This window comes from Anaerotignum sp., assembly GCF_030625865.1.
In the GTDB taxonomy this organism is placed as follows: Bacteria; Bacillota; Clostridia; order Lachnospirales; family Anaerotignaceae; genus Chakrabartyella.
Genome location: NZ_DAOUQB010000052.1, coordinates 1 through 14,706, shown reverse-complemented (window position 1 = coordinate 14,706; position 14,706 = coordinate 1). Strand labels below are relative to the sequence as shown.

The window sequence follows — 14,706 nt, the reverse complement described above, 5'->3', positions numbered from 1 at the left end:
ATGAGCGGTAATGGGAAAGCCCTTATATCAAAAGATGAAAGAGGCTTTATAAAGGTCATTACCCATAGGGAAAGTGGCATCATTCTAGGTGCACAGCTAATGTGTGCAAGAGCAACAGATATGATAGGCGAGTTTACGATGGCAATTACCAACAGGCTGACAGTGGATGCTATGATTAAGGCAGTAAGACCGCATCCAACTTATAACGAATCCGTAACGGAAGCGCTAGAGGAGTTGGAGGGCCAGGCGATTCATGTTATGCCGAAAAGAACAATATAAGGTGGTTGAGCAACTATAAAAATATTTGACTTACATAGGAGTTATCTATAGAAAAAATAAGAGCAATTGATAAGTGCATAATTAACTACAATACATCTTGCCCAAGGAGCCATTGGAATCAAATGTCATCATGATGTCAACTCAAAGCATTGCGGGGTTGTAATCCTGTTGTAACGCGCTGAGGGATAAAATAGAATGAAAATTAGCGAAAGTCGTGAACCTCAAAAAGCTCACGGCTTTCTTGCATCCTTAGTTGAGAAAAGAGTTTGATATGAAAAAGCTTAGATGATAGAGCCTGTCAAGAAAAAAAGTTAAAGGTTGAAAAAGGAGAAGTGGTTATTCTATTTTTTGCTATTATTATTCTTTAAACCATAGTGTTTTTGACATTTTCTCAGAGTTTGACATTTTCTCAAAGTTTGATTTATAATCAAGTTGAGTCAAAGGTAACATTACACGAGGCTTTGAGATAGATAAGTATATTTCCAGTATTCACCTATTTTCGGCAGAGCGTACGCTTGCTATGAAGACTGGTTCTCCCAGATCCGATAACTCTTATCGACTTTTGTCTCTTTGGTCGTTGGAGGACGTAATTCCAGGGATTATCAATTGTGGTTGTAAAATAGGACTGTATAATCAAGAATTTGAGTTGTTAAAATAACTTCTATAGAAAGTATCAAACAAAGTATGATTTTTACCAGTTTCTCCTTAATAGGTTAAAATCAATACATCAATACATTGAAGAGAGGATATTTCATGAAAATATTATTAATTTATAATCCCAACGCAGGAAACCAAGTTTTTAAAAATAATCTTGACGTAATCATTGAGAAGTTCCAAAAAAAAGGCTATTTAGTCAGTCCTTTTCGAATTGGGAAAGGGATCGACTTAAACGAATTATTTCAAAGGATAAACCCTGAACAATATAAGAAGATCCTGATTTCTGGCGGCGATGGTACTATAAACCAAGTTCTCAATGCAATGTTGAATAATGGAATTAATCTTCCTATAGGGATTTACCCCGCAGGGACTGCGAATGATTTTGCACAAAATTTTAATCTGCCAACATCGGTTGATGAAATTACGGATATTTACACAAGAGAAAACTATACTTATGCAGATATCGGAAGGATTAATGAACGATATTTTATCAATGTAGCCAGTGTGGGTTGCCTTGTTGATGTCAGCCAAAGAACGGATACAAAGCTTAAATCAAGCTTTGGGATTTTTTCTTATTATTTTAAAGGCATAGAAGAATTTCAAAAACTTAAACCAGTCAAAATCAAGATGGAAAGCGATCAATTTATATTTGATGGTGAGGCCTATTTTATGATTATTATGAACGGAAAGTCCGCAGGTGGATTTAAGAAGATAGCGCCTTTGTCGGTATATAACGATGGGTTACTGGATATTTATATTTTCAAAAAATGTCCGCTAATTGATTTGATGTCTTTGGTGGGAAAGGTACTCAAAGGTGAACATGATTCAAGTCCCTATGTCATCTATTTTCAATCTTCAAAGCTTACCGTTATGTGTGACGAAAATATAGGGACAGATTTAGATGGAGAAGAGGGAACAGGTTTCCCGCTGGATGTACGGATTCTGCCTTCTCAAGTAAGAATCAATACAAAATTTAATAATGAGGATGGGTTCGGAAGCACACGAGAATTAAGCTTTGCAGACATCAAATATGCGGCAGAGCAGATTTCCAATGGCGTTTTGAGCCAGATGACCAGACCATTCAAAGATTTTAAGATTGACCGCAATGTCATTGCTGATATGTTGAAGATTGCTGCGGATTTGCCACGTCATAATGCTTTGGACTATATCAATAAAGGTTCCCTTAATGATGATTACTTCAAAACGGCAGAGGAAACACTGAATGATGGGTATCTCTATGTGGTTCTTTCTAGCACCGGAAGTGCTGCAGGTGAACTGATCCGCAAGGTTACGAAGAAGGAATATTCTCATGCCTCCCTCTCTTTTGATCAAGATCTTAAGACTATTATCAGCTATAACGGAGGCGAAAATATATATGAACCGGGACTAAACCAAGAGATGCTAGAATTTTTTAATCAGAAAGAAGATGCCAATATCATTATTTACAAAATTAAGGCGACGAAAAAACAAAAATCACAGGCTTTGGAGGAAGTGAGAAAAATAAATTCTTTTGGCAGTTCCTACAACCTTCTTGGTCTCATTGTCCCTTATTCTCATAGAGAGAATATCATGTTTTGCTCTCAATTCGTTTATACAATTTTAAGAGCTGTTGGGCTTCATTACTTTGACAAAAAGCCAGAGGATGTAAAGCCTACTGATTTTGTTGAATTAGATTACAAGAGAAACCTTGAATATTGTTCTCAAATATTTTTAAAGGATAATTTTCAATAATGTATGAATTCATTTTTTCATAAACTTTTTATTTATAAGAATGTAACTTCCCCAACATAGCAAGAATACAAACAGTAATATAGATGCCTGAATATTTTTCTAAATGATTTTCCAATACACCCCCCCAAAAAAACGGGAACTATCATAGAAACAAAACAAACAGTTGCAAAAATAATGTTGGCAACCAAAAGTAGAAGAATCATAATATTTGTATTTTTGACGGCAATGTTTTGTTGGGTCATACAACATCCTCGGGTGAATCAAGCAATGAAAAGCAATGTTTGGTGGAGGGATTTTTTCAGTCGTTAAACCATTGCTTTATGGTATCCAAAACTTTAATAAGTTGAGGTTCCTCAATTATATAAGGAACCATAGCATAAAGATAATTTAGAAATGGACGACTAAATACTCCTCGCGCATAAGCAAACTGTTGGTATCCTTTTAGTGTTGATGAATCAAATACTTCTACGCACACACATGCTCCCATTATGCGAATCTCTTTAATTCTGGCATCAAAGAATCCTTTCATTTCACGTTTTGTGATTTCTTCAATTCTGTGAATTTTGGACATATAATTTTCTTGCTCAAAAATTTCTATTGACTTCAGTGCTACACTACAGGCTAGAGCATTCCCCATAAAAGTAGGACCGTGCATGAAAGCTTTGGTTAAATCATCACTGTAAAACCCATTATATACCTTTTGATTTGCTACAGTGACTGCGTGTCCTATGTATCCTCCTGTAAGAGCTTTACCCAGAACAAGAATATCTGGTTGAACTAAATCCGCTACAAAACGATTACCTGTACGACCAAAACCTGTGGCGACTTCATCAAATATAAGAAGTACGCCATATTTGTTGCATAGTTGTCTTGCTTTCTTCAAAAAAGAAATATCGTACATACGCATACCACCTGCACCTTGCAAAAGTGGTTCAACAATAAAACTATTTAATCGATCATGGTGTTTCATAAAAGCATCTTCTAAATCTTTTATTTTAGTAGGCACATGAATTACATTTTTGCTTTTACCATATGTTTTTAATACAAAGTGGTAATCTTCATCATCACCAACCTCCATTGTTTTAAAAGTGTCCCCATGATAGGCATGTTCCAAAGCCAGTACCATAGTTCTTTGCGTTTCACCAAGATTCGTAAAATATTGTAGTGCCATTTTTAAACTAACTTCAACCGCGACGCTTCCGGAATCAGAAAAGAAACAATAGTCTAAATCTTCCGGAAGCCAAGATTTCAATTTTTCTGAAAGCTTTTGTACAGGCTCGTGTGTAAGCCCGCCCAACATAACATGAGAAAATCTTTCAACTTGAGATATAAGAGCTTTATTTAACTCAGGATGTTTATAGCCATGTATTACACTCCACCACGATGAAACAGAATCAATTAACTTTTTATCCTCTGTATAGAGGTATACTCCCTCTGCATTAATAATTTTATAAGGTTGTTTCATTGTTTTCATTTGTTGATATGGATACCAAATCATAAATTATTCTCCTTATCTTTTATTCATAAAGTGATTCTAGTAAATCAGCTGCAATATCTAAATTTGTATCTCCATCTTTTACACATGCCAAAACCTTTACACCAGTCATAAATTCACACATTTTTAAGTTATCTTCGTGAAGAATATTACCTTTTTCAAAATGATTAAAAATTATCCCTTTTACAGAGATTTTTTTTGACTTCATATAGGATATTGTCAGCGTAACATAATTAATTGTGCCAAGTCCCGCATCAGCTATAATTACACAGCTTAAATGTAATTCTTTAATAATATCCTCTAACTGGATTTTTTGATCATGAAAACATAACGGACAAATAATTCCGCCAGAACCCTCCATGGTAACATAATCATATTTGCTGCAGACAGAATTAAATCCCTTTTTTACGACATCTATCTGTACAGGGTTTCCCTCAAAGCTCGAAGCCAGATGGGGAGAAACAGCATGTTCATATACATATGGGCACATTTCTTCCAACGGCTGTGAAATACCAGACATCAGTTTCACATGCAGAGCGTCACCTGGAAGCAGCTTCCCGTCTGCTCCACGGGCATTTCCGCTCATGGCAGCTTTATAATAAGCAGCTTTTTTTCCATTTTCATTTAATTTTTTTATAATAAGTCCTGTAACATAAGTTTTACCGATATCCGTTCCGGTTCCCGTTATAAATAATTTTTTACTCATTACAAAGCTTCACCTCGTATCCCAGGGCGTTTAAATGTTCAATATCGTTTTCCACTGTAATACCAGCAGTAGTTAACATATCCCCTGATATCGCTGCATTCGCCCCCGATAAAAAACATGCGGTACCTTTATCCTTTAACAAACATCTTCCACCTGCAAGCCGAATAAATGCTGTTGGTAAAATAAAACGATATACCGCAACAATACGGCGCATTTCCTCATCTGTAAGCCTTCGGTTTTTTTCAAATGGGGTACCTTTAATGGGATTTAGCATATTTATTGGTATACTTTCAATACCCAAATTCCTTAAAGTAAACGCCATATCTATTCGATCTTTTGGAGTTTCTCCAAGTCCCATAATGCCGCCACTACACACCTGTAATCCCACTGATTGAGCGGCTTTAATAGCGGTAATTTTATCGTTGAATGTATGCGAAGTGCAGATGTTTGGAAAATTTCTTCGTGATGTTTCCAGGTTATTGTGAACCCTTGTAATTCCTGAATCCTTTAATTTTTTATATTGTTCACTATTAAGCAATCCACAGGAAATACAAACTGAAATATCCACTTGACTTCGTAGTTGTTTGACCGTTTCACATATTTTAGTTATCTCATTATCCGAAAGACATCTGCCCGAAGTAACGATAGAATATCGTAGAATTCCCTGCTCATGGTTTCTTTTTGCATGTTCGATAATTTTCTCATCAGACAGTAACGGGTATACATTAGTTTTAGTATCATTATGGATTGACTGCGCACAAAATTTGCAGTTTTCAGTACATCCTCCACTTTTTGCATTGATAATTGTGCAAATATCAAATTGATTGAAACAAAAGTGTTTACGTATTTCATTTGCCGCTGCACATAATTCTTTCAAAGGTTGGTTATATAAAGAAAATGCTTGGGCTTGCGTAATTAGATTACCATTAAGAATTTTGTTTTTCATTTCTTCTATGTATAACATTTTTTATAATTCCTTTCTAATGATTGGTATTAATCTTTTGGCAATAACCGCCCCCAATATGCATAATACAGTATCACCCGGAACTGCAAGAACAAAACAATATAAAAACAGTGGATATAAACCAATCGGGTTACCAAGATAAAAATAACTTAGCAAATAGTAATAGACCATACCGAATAAATAAACAATACCCAAGCCTATAAAATTTGCGGTGAACAAACGTTTATAATTGGGGGATGAAACCTTGTTTGCAATCGTACCGGTAACATAAGCGGCAACAGCAAATCCAATGATATATCCAAAGCTTGGTTTTAGGAGATATGCCAGTCCACCGCCTTCTGCAAAAACGGGCAAACCAAGAAGTCCCATTAAAATATAAATTAGAACAGCAATAAATCCTGTGTTGCCGCCCAGTAATAACCCTGCAAGCATTGTAAAAAGAAATTGAAGTGTAAATGGAACGACTGGAACCGGGATGCGAATAAATGCTCCAACTACAATTAATGAACTGAAAAATGCACATAAAATAAGTTTCTTTGTCTTCATTTTTTACTCTCCTATAAAATTTATTAATATCCAATATTTTCTATATCGCCAAAGTTGTTTAAATAATATCTTAAAAGCGGAGAAATGTCAACCTTATACACATATACGGTTTACAATCTGTGTGTGCTAAATTGGTAAATGTTATAACGACTGGGGTTTTCCATCCTAACAAAAATCAAGATAAAGTAGGGGAGGGAGAAAACATATATCAAAAAAATAGATAAAGCTATCCACTGTCTTTTAGAATACGGTCTTGAAATTTTTGGAGGAAAATGGAAGCCTAGAATTATTTGCGTACTTAATGAAAAGAAAATCTTACGATATAGTGAAATCAGAAAAGAAATGATGAACGTCACGGATGCAGTACTGGCTTTGGTTTTAAAGGTTCTGATCAGGGATGAGATTGTGCAGAGAAAATCCTATGATGAGATTCCTTCCCGGGTAAAGTACAGGCTTACAAAAAGGGGAACTTATTGTTCCAATCTTACAGAGCATTTGCGGCTGGTTCGGAATTTTTTATAAGAAAGACATTGACCATGCTTTAAATATGCCTTGATGATGTCATATCATGCACTTATAATAAAAGTAAGAGGTGTAAAAATATGCAAATCAACAGATTATTTGAAATAGTATATTTGTTATTAAATAAAGGGTGTATTACTGCCGGTGAGTTGGCGAAGCAATTTGAGGTTTCTCCCCGCACAATTTATCGAGATGTAGAACTGTTGTCATCAGCGGGTATTCCTATTTATATGACCAAAGGCAAAGGTGGCGGAATCTCTCTTTTGCCTGACTTTGTTTTGAACAAAGCGGTGTTGACCGAAAAAGAAAAGGCAGATATTCTTTCTGCACTATGTGCTATGGATGCTGTTAGCTTAGGAAAAACAGATACAGCCGTTAAAAAACTTTCCTCACTCTTTGGGAATGATGCTAGTGATTGGGTAGAGGTGGACTTTTCGGGATGGGCAAACGCAGAGGAAGAATCCTTGGTATTTACCATGCTAAAGGGTGCAATTCTTGAAAAATTGGTCGTAAAATTCTTGTATCACAGTGGCGAAAGCAGTATGGAGCGACAGGTGGAACCGCTTAAACTTTGTTTCAAGGGGCAAGGGTGGTATCTTTATGGCTATTGCCGCATAAGAAACGACTACCGTTTCTTTAAACTCCGCCGCATAAAAAATCTAACCGTTTTAACAGATGTGTTTAAGCGTCAAAAGCCCCATAAAATATTTGATGGTGGCAAGGTGTTTCAAGATGATTTTATTACAATAATTCTTAAACTTTCAAAAGAAATGGCATATCGGGTTTATGATGAATTCTCAAATTATGAGCTTCTGCCAGACGGCAGCTTCAAAGCAACGCTTACCATGCCCCGAGGGGAATGGGTATATCACTACCTCGCTACCTTTGGTGAACATTGTGAGGTGTTAGAACCGGTAGACATTCGCCTGCAAATTAAAGAAAAACTCCAAAAGACTTTACTGCAGTATCTTTAATATGACATGCTGTTGTCTAGTTATCAGTGGTATACTCGAAGTGTAAATTGGAGGAGTGAATATGGAGCAATTGGACCATAAAAAGAAATTTAAGCAGCTATATCAGGCAAAAGCGGGAAAACAAAATATGCAGTACCGCCACTGGAGAGCCTTTGGTGTACACTGAACTGGGGTATCCGGTCAAAAGAGAAGCAGGAGGAAAATTTATGAAATTAGATGGTTTTGGAATTTTCGTAAAAGATATGTCGATGATGGTACGTTTTTACCGTGATGTTCTTGGTTTTGAAATCAAGGAGGAAGAAAATACAAGTAATGTCTATCTGATAAAAGATGGAACTTTGTTTTTACTTTATCGTAGAAGTGATTTTGAACAGATGACAAAAAGGTCATTTTCTTATGGGAATGATATCAATGGTCATTATGAAATCGCACTTAGTGTCGAAAATTATGCCGCAGTAGATGATACCTTTAAAGAAGTCATTTCAAAAGGTGCCGTGCCTGTTTTGGAACCTACAACAGAACCGTGGGGACAACGAACCTGCTATATTGCCGATCCGGAAGGCAATTTAATTGAAATAGGCTCTTTCGCAAAATAAGTACAGAGGAGAATAGCAGATGGTATCCTCTCTTGATTTATGTTTTATGTGTTTGTAGGCAGATGAGTTATACAGGATAGCCAAGCCCTTTGGCATCATCCAATAAATGCAGATACAGTAACATTACTGTAAAATTTTTTTGTAATAAACGGGGAACGATGGTACGATAAAAGCATAAGGATTGGAGTGGAAACGGGAAAACGTTTGAAAGAATTTATTGGTTGAATGAGAGTTAACTAATAAATAAAAAAATATCAAAAAAGGAGTGTTTCACAAAATGAGGCACTCCTTTTTGTAGAAATGAAACAATTTTAGTTTTCGTGATGTCTGCATCCCCAGTGATTTATCAAAAAGATATATCTTCTTACTTTACCAAATAGATTTTTTTTCATTTGTTGGTATAATCTCTGCATGCACGCCTGTTAATTGTGGTGTTATGACTTGATCCACATGCATATGGCCAAAATACCATTTTTTAAATCTCGAAGAATTTGAAATTAAGTGATACCAGTCTTCAAGATGTGCCGGAAAATGGTAATCCGGATCAATTTGTTTTGATCGGGAGATATACTTTCTTGCAAACAAAGGCGTTTCGTGGGTAATCACATAGTCTATTTTACCATAGTGTTCAACTAGCTGTTTTTTGCCATATTCGATTTCCTCTGGAGTAGGTTCTTCTTCCTTCCACCAGCTTATGCCTTCCTCACGCCTATCTTTATCAATAGAGCGGGCACCGCCAAAGGTAAAAAAATTGCTTCCGTTAATAGAATAAATCTCACCACGCATTAAGTGATATACTCGTTCCCCTACTCGATGTGCCTTTCCTTCATTCCACCGACAAATCTCCAGACTATTTAGTAGGGCATGATTTTCGTGATTTCCATCAATAAATGCAATTGTGCCGGGGAAAATTTGCTGCAATGTTTCAATTCCATAAGAAAAATCTTCATTCCAAACATAACCTGCATCTCCGGCAATCATTAAAATATCATCTTTCTTTAATTCTGCTTTTTCGGCAAGGCTGAATAAAGGAAGAAATGTTCCATGTTTATCTCCTGTAATTAAAATTCTTCCTGACATACATTCCCCCAAATTTAATTTTTATAGTAGTAGATTCCGTTCTTTTCTTCACGAGTAATTTTTCCTGAGAAAAACAAATACTGCAAATGAGAGATGGCTTCTCCTGTTGCAAACCATTTTTGAGGCTGCGGAAAATCCTCCCACGTTTTACAGTCGATTTCCCAGGTCATATCTCTTGCAACCATGTAGCTTGTTTTCCACTCGTTCCCCAAAATATGCATTACTTCTTCCAATCTTTCTTCATGATGCTTTTGTAATTCCTTAATTCGTACATACATATTTTCTATTGGTGTTCCATGGGCTGTGAGTACTAATTGAACGTCTAATTTTTCTATTTTTGCAAGGCTATCCAAATAATCCTTTAGGGGATTTTCTACGCCTAATTCAATACATATATTTGGTGTGATGGTACCTAAAATATGGTCACCGCAAAACAAAATTTTCTTTTTTGTGTCATATAAACATGCATGTCCCGGTGTATGGCCGGGGGTCATAATTATCTCAAGCTCATAGTCACCGTATTTTAATACATCCCCCTCTGTAACATATGTAAAATCTACTCTTGCATCGTGGCAATATTTTCTACCCGGGTGAATATCTGTATTCCTGCCAAATGCTGCCCTGGGAAAGCCGTATTTTATAAATAAGTCATCTAACATTTTCCAATAAAGATTTCCTGTTTCAAAATTTATAAGTTCTCCGTCTGTTTCACTGGCGAAAATTACGCTTGATTTTGTCGCAAATTTTGGCACAAGGCCACAATGATCGGAGTGCAAATGGGTGATGAACAAATCTGTATCGACGATTCCAAGCTCTGAAAAGGCATGCTTCAAAGCTTCCTCGCACTCAGGTCTATTAAAGCCTGTATCAATCAAAAGATTTTTCTCCCCAGTTATAATATAGGAGTTAATTTCTCGCAGTGGGTTATTTGGTAATGGTACTATTTTTCTATAAATATTATCCGCTACCTGTGTTAGCATAGTAAGTCCTCCTCCTAAATTAATTGTCTTACAAAGATGTGGCTCTAATTATATCATATCAAACACCTTCTGCATAGCATCTATGAGGCTGTTACCGGGTGCAAGCAAGGAACCATAGAGGGGCAGATGTAGGGTATTCCCACAAGATAGGTCTGAAGATGATAATAGAAGGATAGATTTTTACCTTCTAAACGGAATATTTTATGCTGCTTCCGGTAAACTATAAACCATTAGGAGGTGCACAGCATGAATATGGGCTTTGATGCGGTGTATTATGAACCGGATGTACTTAATTATCAGCTGGGACAGATGCTGTATCACAAATATGCAAACCTGCCATGGAGACAAATAGAAAATCACAACCGAATAGCGGAAATGACATCGGCACATAACAGGGACTTTCCAAAGCTAAAAAGTCATCTGATTATCGGAACTAGAAAGACACATCGATATGTGCCAAATCATAAAGTTTCTGACTGGCTGGTTCCATATACATCCTCCGGATGCAGAGCGATGTGTCTGTATTGCTATCTTGTTTGCAATTACAATAAATGCGCCTATCTGCGTCTATTTGTGAACCGAGAGCAGATGCTGGATAGGCTCCTTAAAAAGGATGCAGTGGCGCAGGTGCCGCAAACCTTTGAGATTGGCAGTAACAGTGATTTGTTGCTGGAGAACACAATAACAGACAATTTGCGCTATACCATCGAGCGTTTTGGACGTGAAGCCCGTGGAAGATTAACGTTTCCCACAAAATTTGATATGGTTACTCCATTGCTTAACCTTGATCACAGAGGAAAGACAATATTTCGCATGAGCATGAATCCTCAGGAAATCATAAGCAGGGTAGAGCTGGGCACGTCCTTGTTGTCCGCAAGAATTCATGCATTGAACGAGATGGCGGCGGCAGGATATCCCGTGGGATTATTGATTGCCCCTGTAATTCTTCTTCCTAATTGGAAGTACCTATACGGGGAACTAATAGATCGTCTGGCAGATGAGTTGAGCGTCAAGGTGATAGAAAATGGTTTTATAGAGATCATATTGATGACATACAGTTTCGTACAGAATGCTATTAACACAGAGGCTTTCCCTAATGCGGTACAACTTTTAGATCGGGAAACCATGACCGGACGCGGTCGTGGTAAATACTGTTATCGAAATGATATCCGTGGAGAGGCAGAATCTTTTTTGCGGGAAAAGCTTTCCAGACGGTTAGGGACTATGCCAATACTGTATATTTCATAAATAAAAATGCCAACAAGATGAAGTAAAGGTAAAAAAGTGCTTTTTAAACAATCGGAAGCAACGAAAATGATATTTGGACATGAAAAAGATTTGTATTTTATTGGATATAGTGTATAATTATTATAAAATAACAATTATTTTGTAAGGAGGGATTTTATGAAATTATCACTCAGAGATAAATTTCCTGAAATAACAGTAGAAACAACCAAGGGAAGGATTCACTTACCAGTTGATTATCAAGGAAAGTGGTTTGTGTTATTTAGTCACCCTGCAGACTTTACCCCTGTATGTACTACTGAATTTGTTGCGTTCCAAAAAAGAAAAAAACAGTTCAATGATTTAGGTGTTGAATTAATTGGATTAAGTGTGGATAATTTAGAATCCCATGAAAAATGGATTCAATGGATTAAAGAAAATATTTATGTTCAAATCGAGTTTCCTATTATTGACGATGAGAAAAGAAAAGTATCTGAAACCCTTGGCTTAATTCATCCAAATGAAGATGATACCGCTTCAGTTAGAGCAGTAATTATTGTGGATCATAATGGAAAAGTAAGGACTATGTTAGAATATCCCAAAGAAATAGGAAGAAATATTGAGGAAATATTGAGAACAGTGAAAGCGCTAAAATTGGCATCAACTAAGAAAGTTTTTTCTCCTGCAAATTGGCCTTATAATGAAATTATTGGAGACAAGGTTTTATTCCACAGAGGAGAAAATGATGATCCGAATTTGGATAAAGAAAGAGGCGTTTACAGTTTATCCGATTGGTTTGTGTATAAGAATTTAGAAGAGTGAGAGCATTTTCTCAATAGAGCAGATATAAAGCATCAGATACAACTCAGTATCTGGTGTTTTTTGTTTACCAAGGGAAATGAACAACAATATTTTAAAAACTATAATCAAGCAAACACTACGCATTTTATGACTACGTTTGGAAATGTAAATTATTTTCTTGCGGTTAAAAATATGAAGCTTAATTATTTACAAGAAGAACAACTAATTGTAACGAATTATTTTGTGGACAGATGTGTATTGCAATTATTATAATTTATTTTTAAATTAGGCTTGCAAAAAATTTTTAATCATTATATCCTTTGTCATAAGGATATCCTTTATAACTTAAAGGAGGAATTTGATTAAATGAATCAAGAAAAAATTAAAGTACTGGAAAATAAAATAAATAGTGATTATAGCAATATAGCTGGCATCATTGTACAAAAAAACGGTGTGAAATTATATGAAAACTATTTTAATGGATACACCGCCAATAACGCCATCCATGTAGCTTCGGTAACAAAAAGTGTTATTTCTATATTGGTTGGTATAGCCATAGATAAAGGTTATATCAAAAGTATAGACCAAAAAGTTTTGGAATTCTTCCCTAATTACACTGTTAAAACAGGTGAAAAAACAATACAGTCCATAACGATTAAAAATCTACTTACCATGACTGCTCCGTATAAATATAAAACGGAGCCATATGAAAAGTTTTTCACAAGTCCGTATCCCATTCAAGATGCACTTGATTTATTGGGTGGAAATGGAGCCATTGGAGAATTTAATTATTCTGCTATCGGAGGAACCCATATTTTGTCAGGCATTCTTGTAAGAGCTACAGGACAATCCGTACTTGATTTTGCTACGGAAAATTTATTCTTAGCGCTTGGAATCGATATACCGCAGAATGTGGTGCTGCGTAGTAAAGAAGAACATATTGCAATTATGAATGACAAAAATTCCAGTGGCTGGGTTGTTGATCCACAAGGCATAAACACTGCAAGCTGGGGGCTGTTCTTAACCCCCGCCGATATGGCCAAAATAGGACAATTGCACCTGAATGGCGGAGTGTGGGATGGGAAACAAATTGTATTGGATACTTGGATAGCTGATAGCTCAAGAGAACATAGTCGTTGCGTCCAATTTTGCAATCTGGCTTATGGATATCTATGGTGGATTATTGATGGTGATAGCTATGCGGCTTTAGGAGACGGTGGGAATGTGATTTACGTCAATACAAAGAAAAAAATGGTTGTTTCTATAGCTTCTCTCTTTATGATGGATGCAAAGGATAGGATAGTACTTTTAAAAGAGTATATTGAACCAATGTTTGAAAATTGTATATAGAGAATGCATATTTATTGGGGAGATTCTAATCAAAAACTATATACATAATGAGGTATATAATGAAATAAAATTTATATTCTAAAAACAACCTCTTAAATCATGAGGTTGTTTTTTTGTAGAAAATAGGAGAAGGAAATTTCGTCTGGGAAAACATGAAGATTTTAGACTAGTATTCAAAAATTATACATTATATATATTTACATTTCTTTTCTCCGAAAGTACAATAAATAAAGTTTAATGAATTTCCCGGATTTTGTGGCAAACCGAACCATTTAATAAATGATATGTAGATTAAAGAATTATATATTGCATACCCCCTCTGTGCCAAAAAGAGAAAGCAGTGCAGCTATTTATTTTTATGCCAGAATCAGTACGAATAGTGTAGATCAACTAAGGATTCTTTCTGAATGCATCTCACTTTACACAGTTGATATCTATAATACTGCAATGGTTTCTTGCGGATTTTTACATAGATGTGGCATCAATTAAACCGGGGTCTTTCTGCAGAGAATTTAATTGTATGTTAGATGATTGCCGTTGTCATAAACTGAATAGTAAACTTACAAAACCCATCGGTCAATTCGGAAGAGATGTGAAAAAGGCTGCGAGCAGTGAAATGGATTTGGAGCCAGCTTATTATATTTCGGGGGCGATTTTTTTTGAAGAAACTGGAAATCAGATTATTATAAAAATAAAGAAAGATTGTGGGCTTCGACGTGTCCGTGTGGAAAATCCGGGGGACGGCACAGGGATTAAGTTGGTGCAAATATTATGATCAAAAGGAGGATTATGTATGCCAAA

General features: G+C 36.0%; 14 protein-coding genes and 1 pseudogene. 9 read left to right on the top strand and 6 right to left on the bottom strand.

Annotated elements, in window-relative coordinates; all coding sequences use genetic code 11:
- Positions 1 to 279: pseudogene (locus P9Q65_RS11955) on the top strand (dihydrolipoyl dehydrogenase); the annotation flags it as partial.
- Between the two features lie 753 nt (positions 280 to 1,032).
- A complete protein-coding gene (locus P9Q65_RS11950) occupies positions 1,033 to 2,667 on the top strand; it encodes a YegS/Rv2252/BmrU family lipid kinase (RefSeq protein ID WP_304509654.1) in 1,635 nt (544 codons plus the stop codon).
- A gap of 298 nt (positions 2,668 to 2,965) precedes the next feature.
- Here P9Q65_RS11950 and bioA read toward each other — a convergent pair whose 3' ends face one another.
- Genes bioA through P9Q65_RS11930 form a run of 4 tightly spaced genes read right to left on the bottom strand, consistent with a single transcriptional unit; the run spans position 2,966 to position 6,378 of the window.
- On the bottom strand, positions 2,966 to 4,165 hold the full coding sequence (gene bioA / locus P9Q65_RS11945; RefSeq protein WP_304509653.1) for an adenosylmethionine--8-amino-7-oxononanoate transaminase: 1,200 nt from the start codon (positions 4,163 to 4,165) through the stop codon (positions 2,966 to 2,968).
- Between the two features lie 19 nt (positions 4,166 to 4,184).
- Positions 4,185 to 4,868 carry a dethiobiotin synthase gene (gene bioD, locus P9Q65_RS11940; RefSeq protein WP_304509652.1) on the bottom strand — a complete coding sequence of 228 codons (684 nt, stop codon included), beginning with the start codon at positions 4,866 to 4,868 and terminating at the stop codon, positions 4,185 to 4,187.
- Positions 4,861 to 5,832, bottom strand: coding sequence for a biotin synthase BioB (bioB, locus tag P9Q65_RS11935; protein WP_304509651.1), 972 nt, complete (start codon positions 5,830 to 5,832; stop codon positions 4,861 to 4,863). Before bioB ends, bioD begins: the two co-directional genes overlap by 8 nt.
- A gap of 3 nt (positions 5,833 to 5,835) precedes the next feature.
- Positions 5,836 to 6,378, bottom strand: a complete 543-nt coding sequence (locus P9Q65_RS11930) for a biotin transporter BioY (RefSeq protein ID WP_304509650.1) — start codon at positions 6,376 to 6,378, stop codon at positions 5,836 to 5,838.
- Positions 6,379 to 6,585: 207 nt separating this feature from the next.
- Here P9Q65_RS11930 and P9Q65_RS11925 point away from each other — a divergent pair, with 207 nt between their 5' ends.
- The 3 genes from P9Q65_RS11925 (at position 6,586) to P9Q65_RS11915 (ending at position 8,470) form a co-directional block, all read left to right on the top strand.
- Positions 6,586 to 6,900 (top strand): winged helix-turn-helix transcriptional regulator, encoded by a 315-nt coding sequence (locus P9Q65_RS11925; RefSeq protein ID WP_330695382.1) that lies wholly within the window; start codon positions 6,586 to 6,588, stop codon positions 6,898 to 6,900.
- A gap of 80 nt (positions 6,901 to 6,980) precedes the next feature.
- Positions 6,981 to 7,874, top strand: a complete 894-nt coding sequence (locus P9Q65_RS11920) for a helix-turn-helix transcriptional regulator (RefSeq protein ID WP_304509649.1) — start codon at positions 6,981 to 6,983, stop codon at positions 7,872 to 7,874.
- 206 nt (positions 7,875 to 8,080) lie between these two features.
- Positions 8,081 to 8,470, top strand: coding sequence for a VOC family protein (locus tag P9Q65_RS11915; RefSeq protein WP_304509648.1), 390 nt, complete (start codon positions 8,081 to 8,083; stop codon positions 8,468 to 8,470).
- Positions 8,471 to 8,839: 369 nt separating this feature from the next.
- Here P9Q65_RS11915 and P9Q65_RS11910 read toward each other — a convergent pair whose 3' ends face one another.
- Entirely contained in the window at positions 8,840 to 9,550 is a 711-nt protein-coding gene (locus P9Q65_RS11910) for a metallophosphoesterase (RefSeq protein ID WP_304509647.1), read from the bottom strand.
- A 14-nt stretch (positions 9,551 to 9,564) separates the two neighbouring features.
- Positions 9,565 to 10,530, bottom strand: coding sequence for an MBL fold metallo-hydrolase (locus tag P9Q65_RS11905; RefSeq protein WP_304509646.1), 966 nt, complete (start codon positions 10,528 to 10,530; stop codon positions 9,565 to 9,567).
- Positions 10,531 to 10,782: 252 nt separating this feature from the next.
- Between P9Q65_RS11905 and P9Q65_RS11900 the strand changes: the two genes are divergently transcribed.
- The 4 genes from P9Q65_RS11900 (at position 10,783) to P9Q65_RS11885 (ending at position 14,680) form a co-directional block, all read left to right on the top strand.
- Complete coding sequence (locus P9Q65_RS11900) at positions 10,783 to 11,778, top strand: SPL family radical SAM protein (RefSeq protein WP_304509655.1); 996 nt, start codon at positions 10,783 to 10,785, stop codon at positions 11,776 to 11,778.
- Positions 11,779 to 11,934: 156 nt separating this feature from the next.
- Positions 11,935 to 12,576, top strand: a complete 642-nt coding sequence (locus P9Q65_RS11895) for a peroxiredoxin (protein WP_304509645.1) — start codon at positions 11,935 to 11,937, stop codon at positions 12,574 to 12,576.
- A gap of 345 nt (positions 12,577 to 12,921) precedes the next feature.
- Positions 12,922 to 13,905 carry a serine hydrolase domain-containing protein gene (locus P9Q65_RS11890; protein WP_304509644.1) on the top strand — a complete coding sequence of 328 codons (984 nt, stop codon included), beginning with the start codon at positions 12,922 to 12,924 and terminating at the stop codon, positions 13,903 to 13,905.
- Between the two features lie 520 nt (positions 13,906 to 14,425).
- Positions 14,426 to 14,680: a hypothetical protein gene (locus P9Q65_RS11885; protein ID WP_304509643.1), complete on the top strand. Its 255-nt coding sequence runs from the start codon at positions 14,426 to 14,428 to the stop codon at positions 14,678 to 14,680.
- The last annotated feature ends 26 nt before the right edge of the window (positions 14,681 to 14,706 follow it).

What these genes read in the sequence shown, in the direction of transcription:
- bioD (WP_304509652.1), bottom strand. Translation starts at nt 4,868, where the DNA reads ATGAGTAAAAAATTATTTATAACGGGAACCGGAACGGATATCGGTAAA.
- bioB (WP_304509651.1), bottom strand. Translation starts at nt 5,832, where the DNA reads ATGTTATACATAGAAGAAATGAAAAACAAAATTCTTAATGGTAATCTA.
- P9Q65_RS11910 (WP_304509647.1), bottom strand. Translation starts at nt 9,550, where the DNA reads ATGTCAGGAAGAATTTTAATTACAGGAGATAAACATGGAACATTTCTT.
- P9Q65_RS11905 (WP_304509646.1), bottom strand. Translation starts at nt 10,530, where the DNA reads ATGCTAACACAGGTAGCGGATAATATTTATAGAAAAATAGTACCATTA.
- P9Q65_RS11900 (WP_304509655.1), top strand. Translation starts at nt 10,783, where the DNA reads ATGGGCTTTGATGCGGTGTATTATGAACCGGATGTACTTAATTATCAG.
- P9Q65_RS11885 (WP_304509643.1), top strand. Translation starts at nt 14,426, where the DNA reads ATGTTAGATGATTGCCGTTGTCATAAACTGAATAGTAAACTTACAAAA.
- P9Q65_RS11895 (WP_304509645.1), top strand. Translation starts at nt 11,935, where the DNA reads ATGAAATTATCACTCAGAGATAAATTTCCTGAAATAACAGTAGAAACA.
- bioA (WP_304509653.1), bottom strand. Translation starts at nt 4,165, where the DNA reads ATGATTTGGTATCCATATCAACAAATGAAAACAATGAAACAACCTTAT.
- P9Q65_RS11915 (WP_304509648.1), top strand. Translation starts at nt 8,081, where the DNA reads ATGAAATTAGATGGTTTTGGAATTTTCGTAAAAGATATGTCGATGATG.
- P9Q65_RS11890 (WP_304509644.1), top strand. Translation starts at nt 12,922, where the DNA reads ATGAATCAAGAAAAAATTAAAGTACTGGAAAATAAAATAAATAGTGAT.
- P9Q65_RS11950 (WP_304509654.1), top strand. Translation starts at nt 1,033, where the DNA reads ATGAAAATATTATTAATTTATAATCCCAACGCAGGAAACCAAGTTTTT.
- P9Q65_RS11930 (WP_304509650.1), bottom strand. Translation starts at nt 6,378, where the DNA reads ATGAAGACAAAGAAACTTATTTTATGTGCATTTTTCAGTTCATTAATT.
- P9Q65_RS11920 (WP_304509649.1), top strand. Translation starts at nt 6,981, where the DNA reads ATGCAAATCAACAGATTATTTGAAATAGTATATTTGTTATTAAATAAA.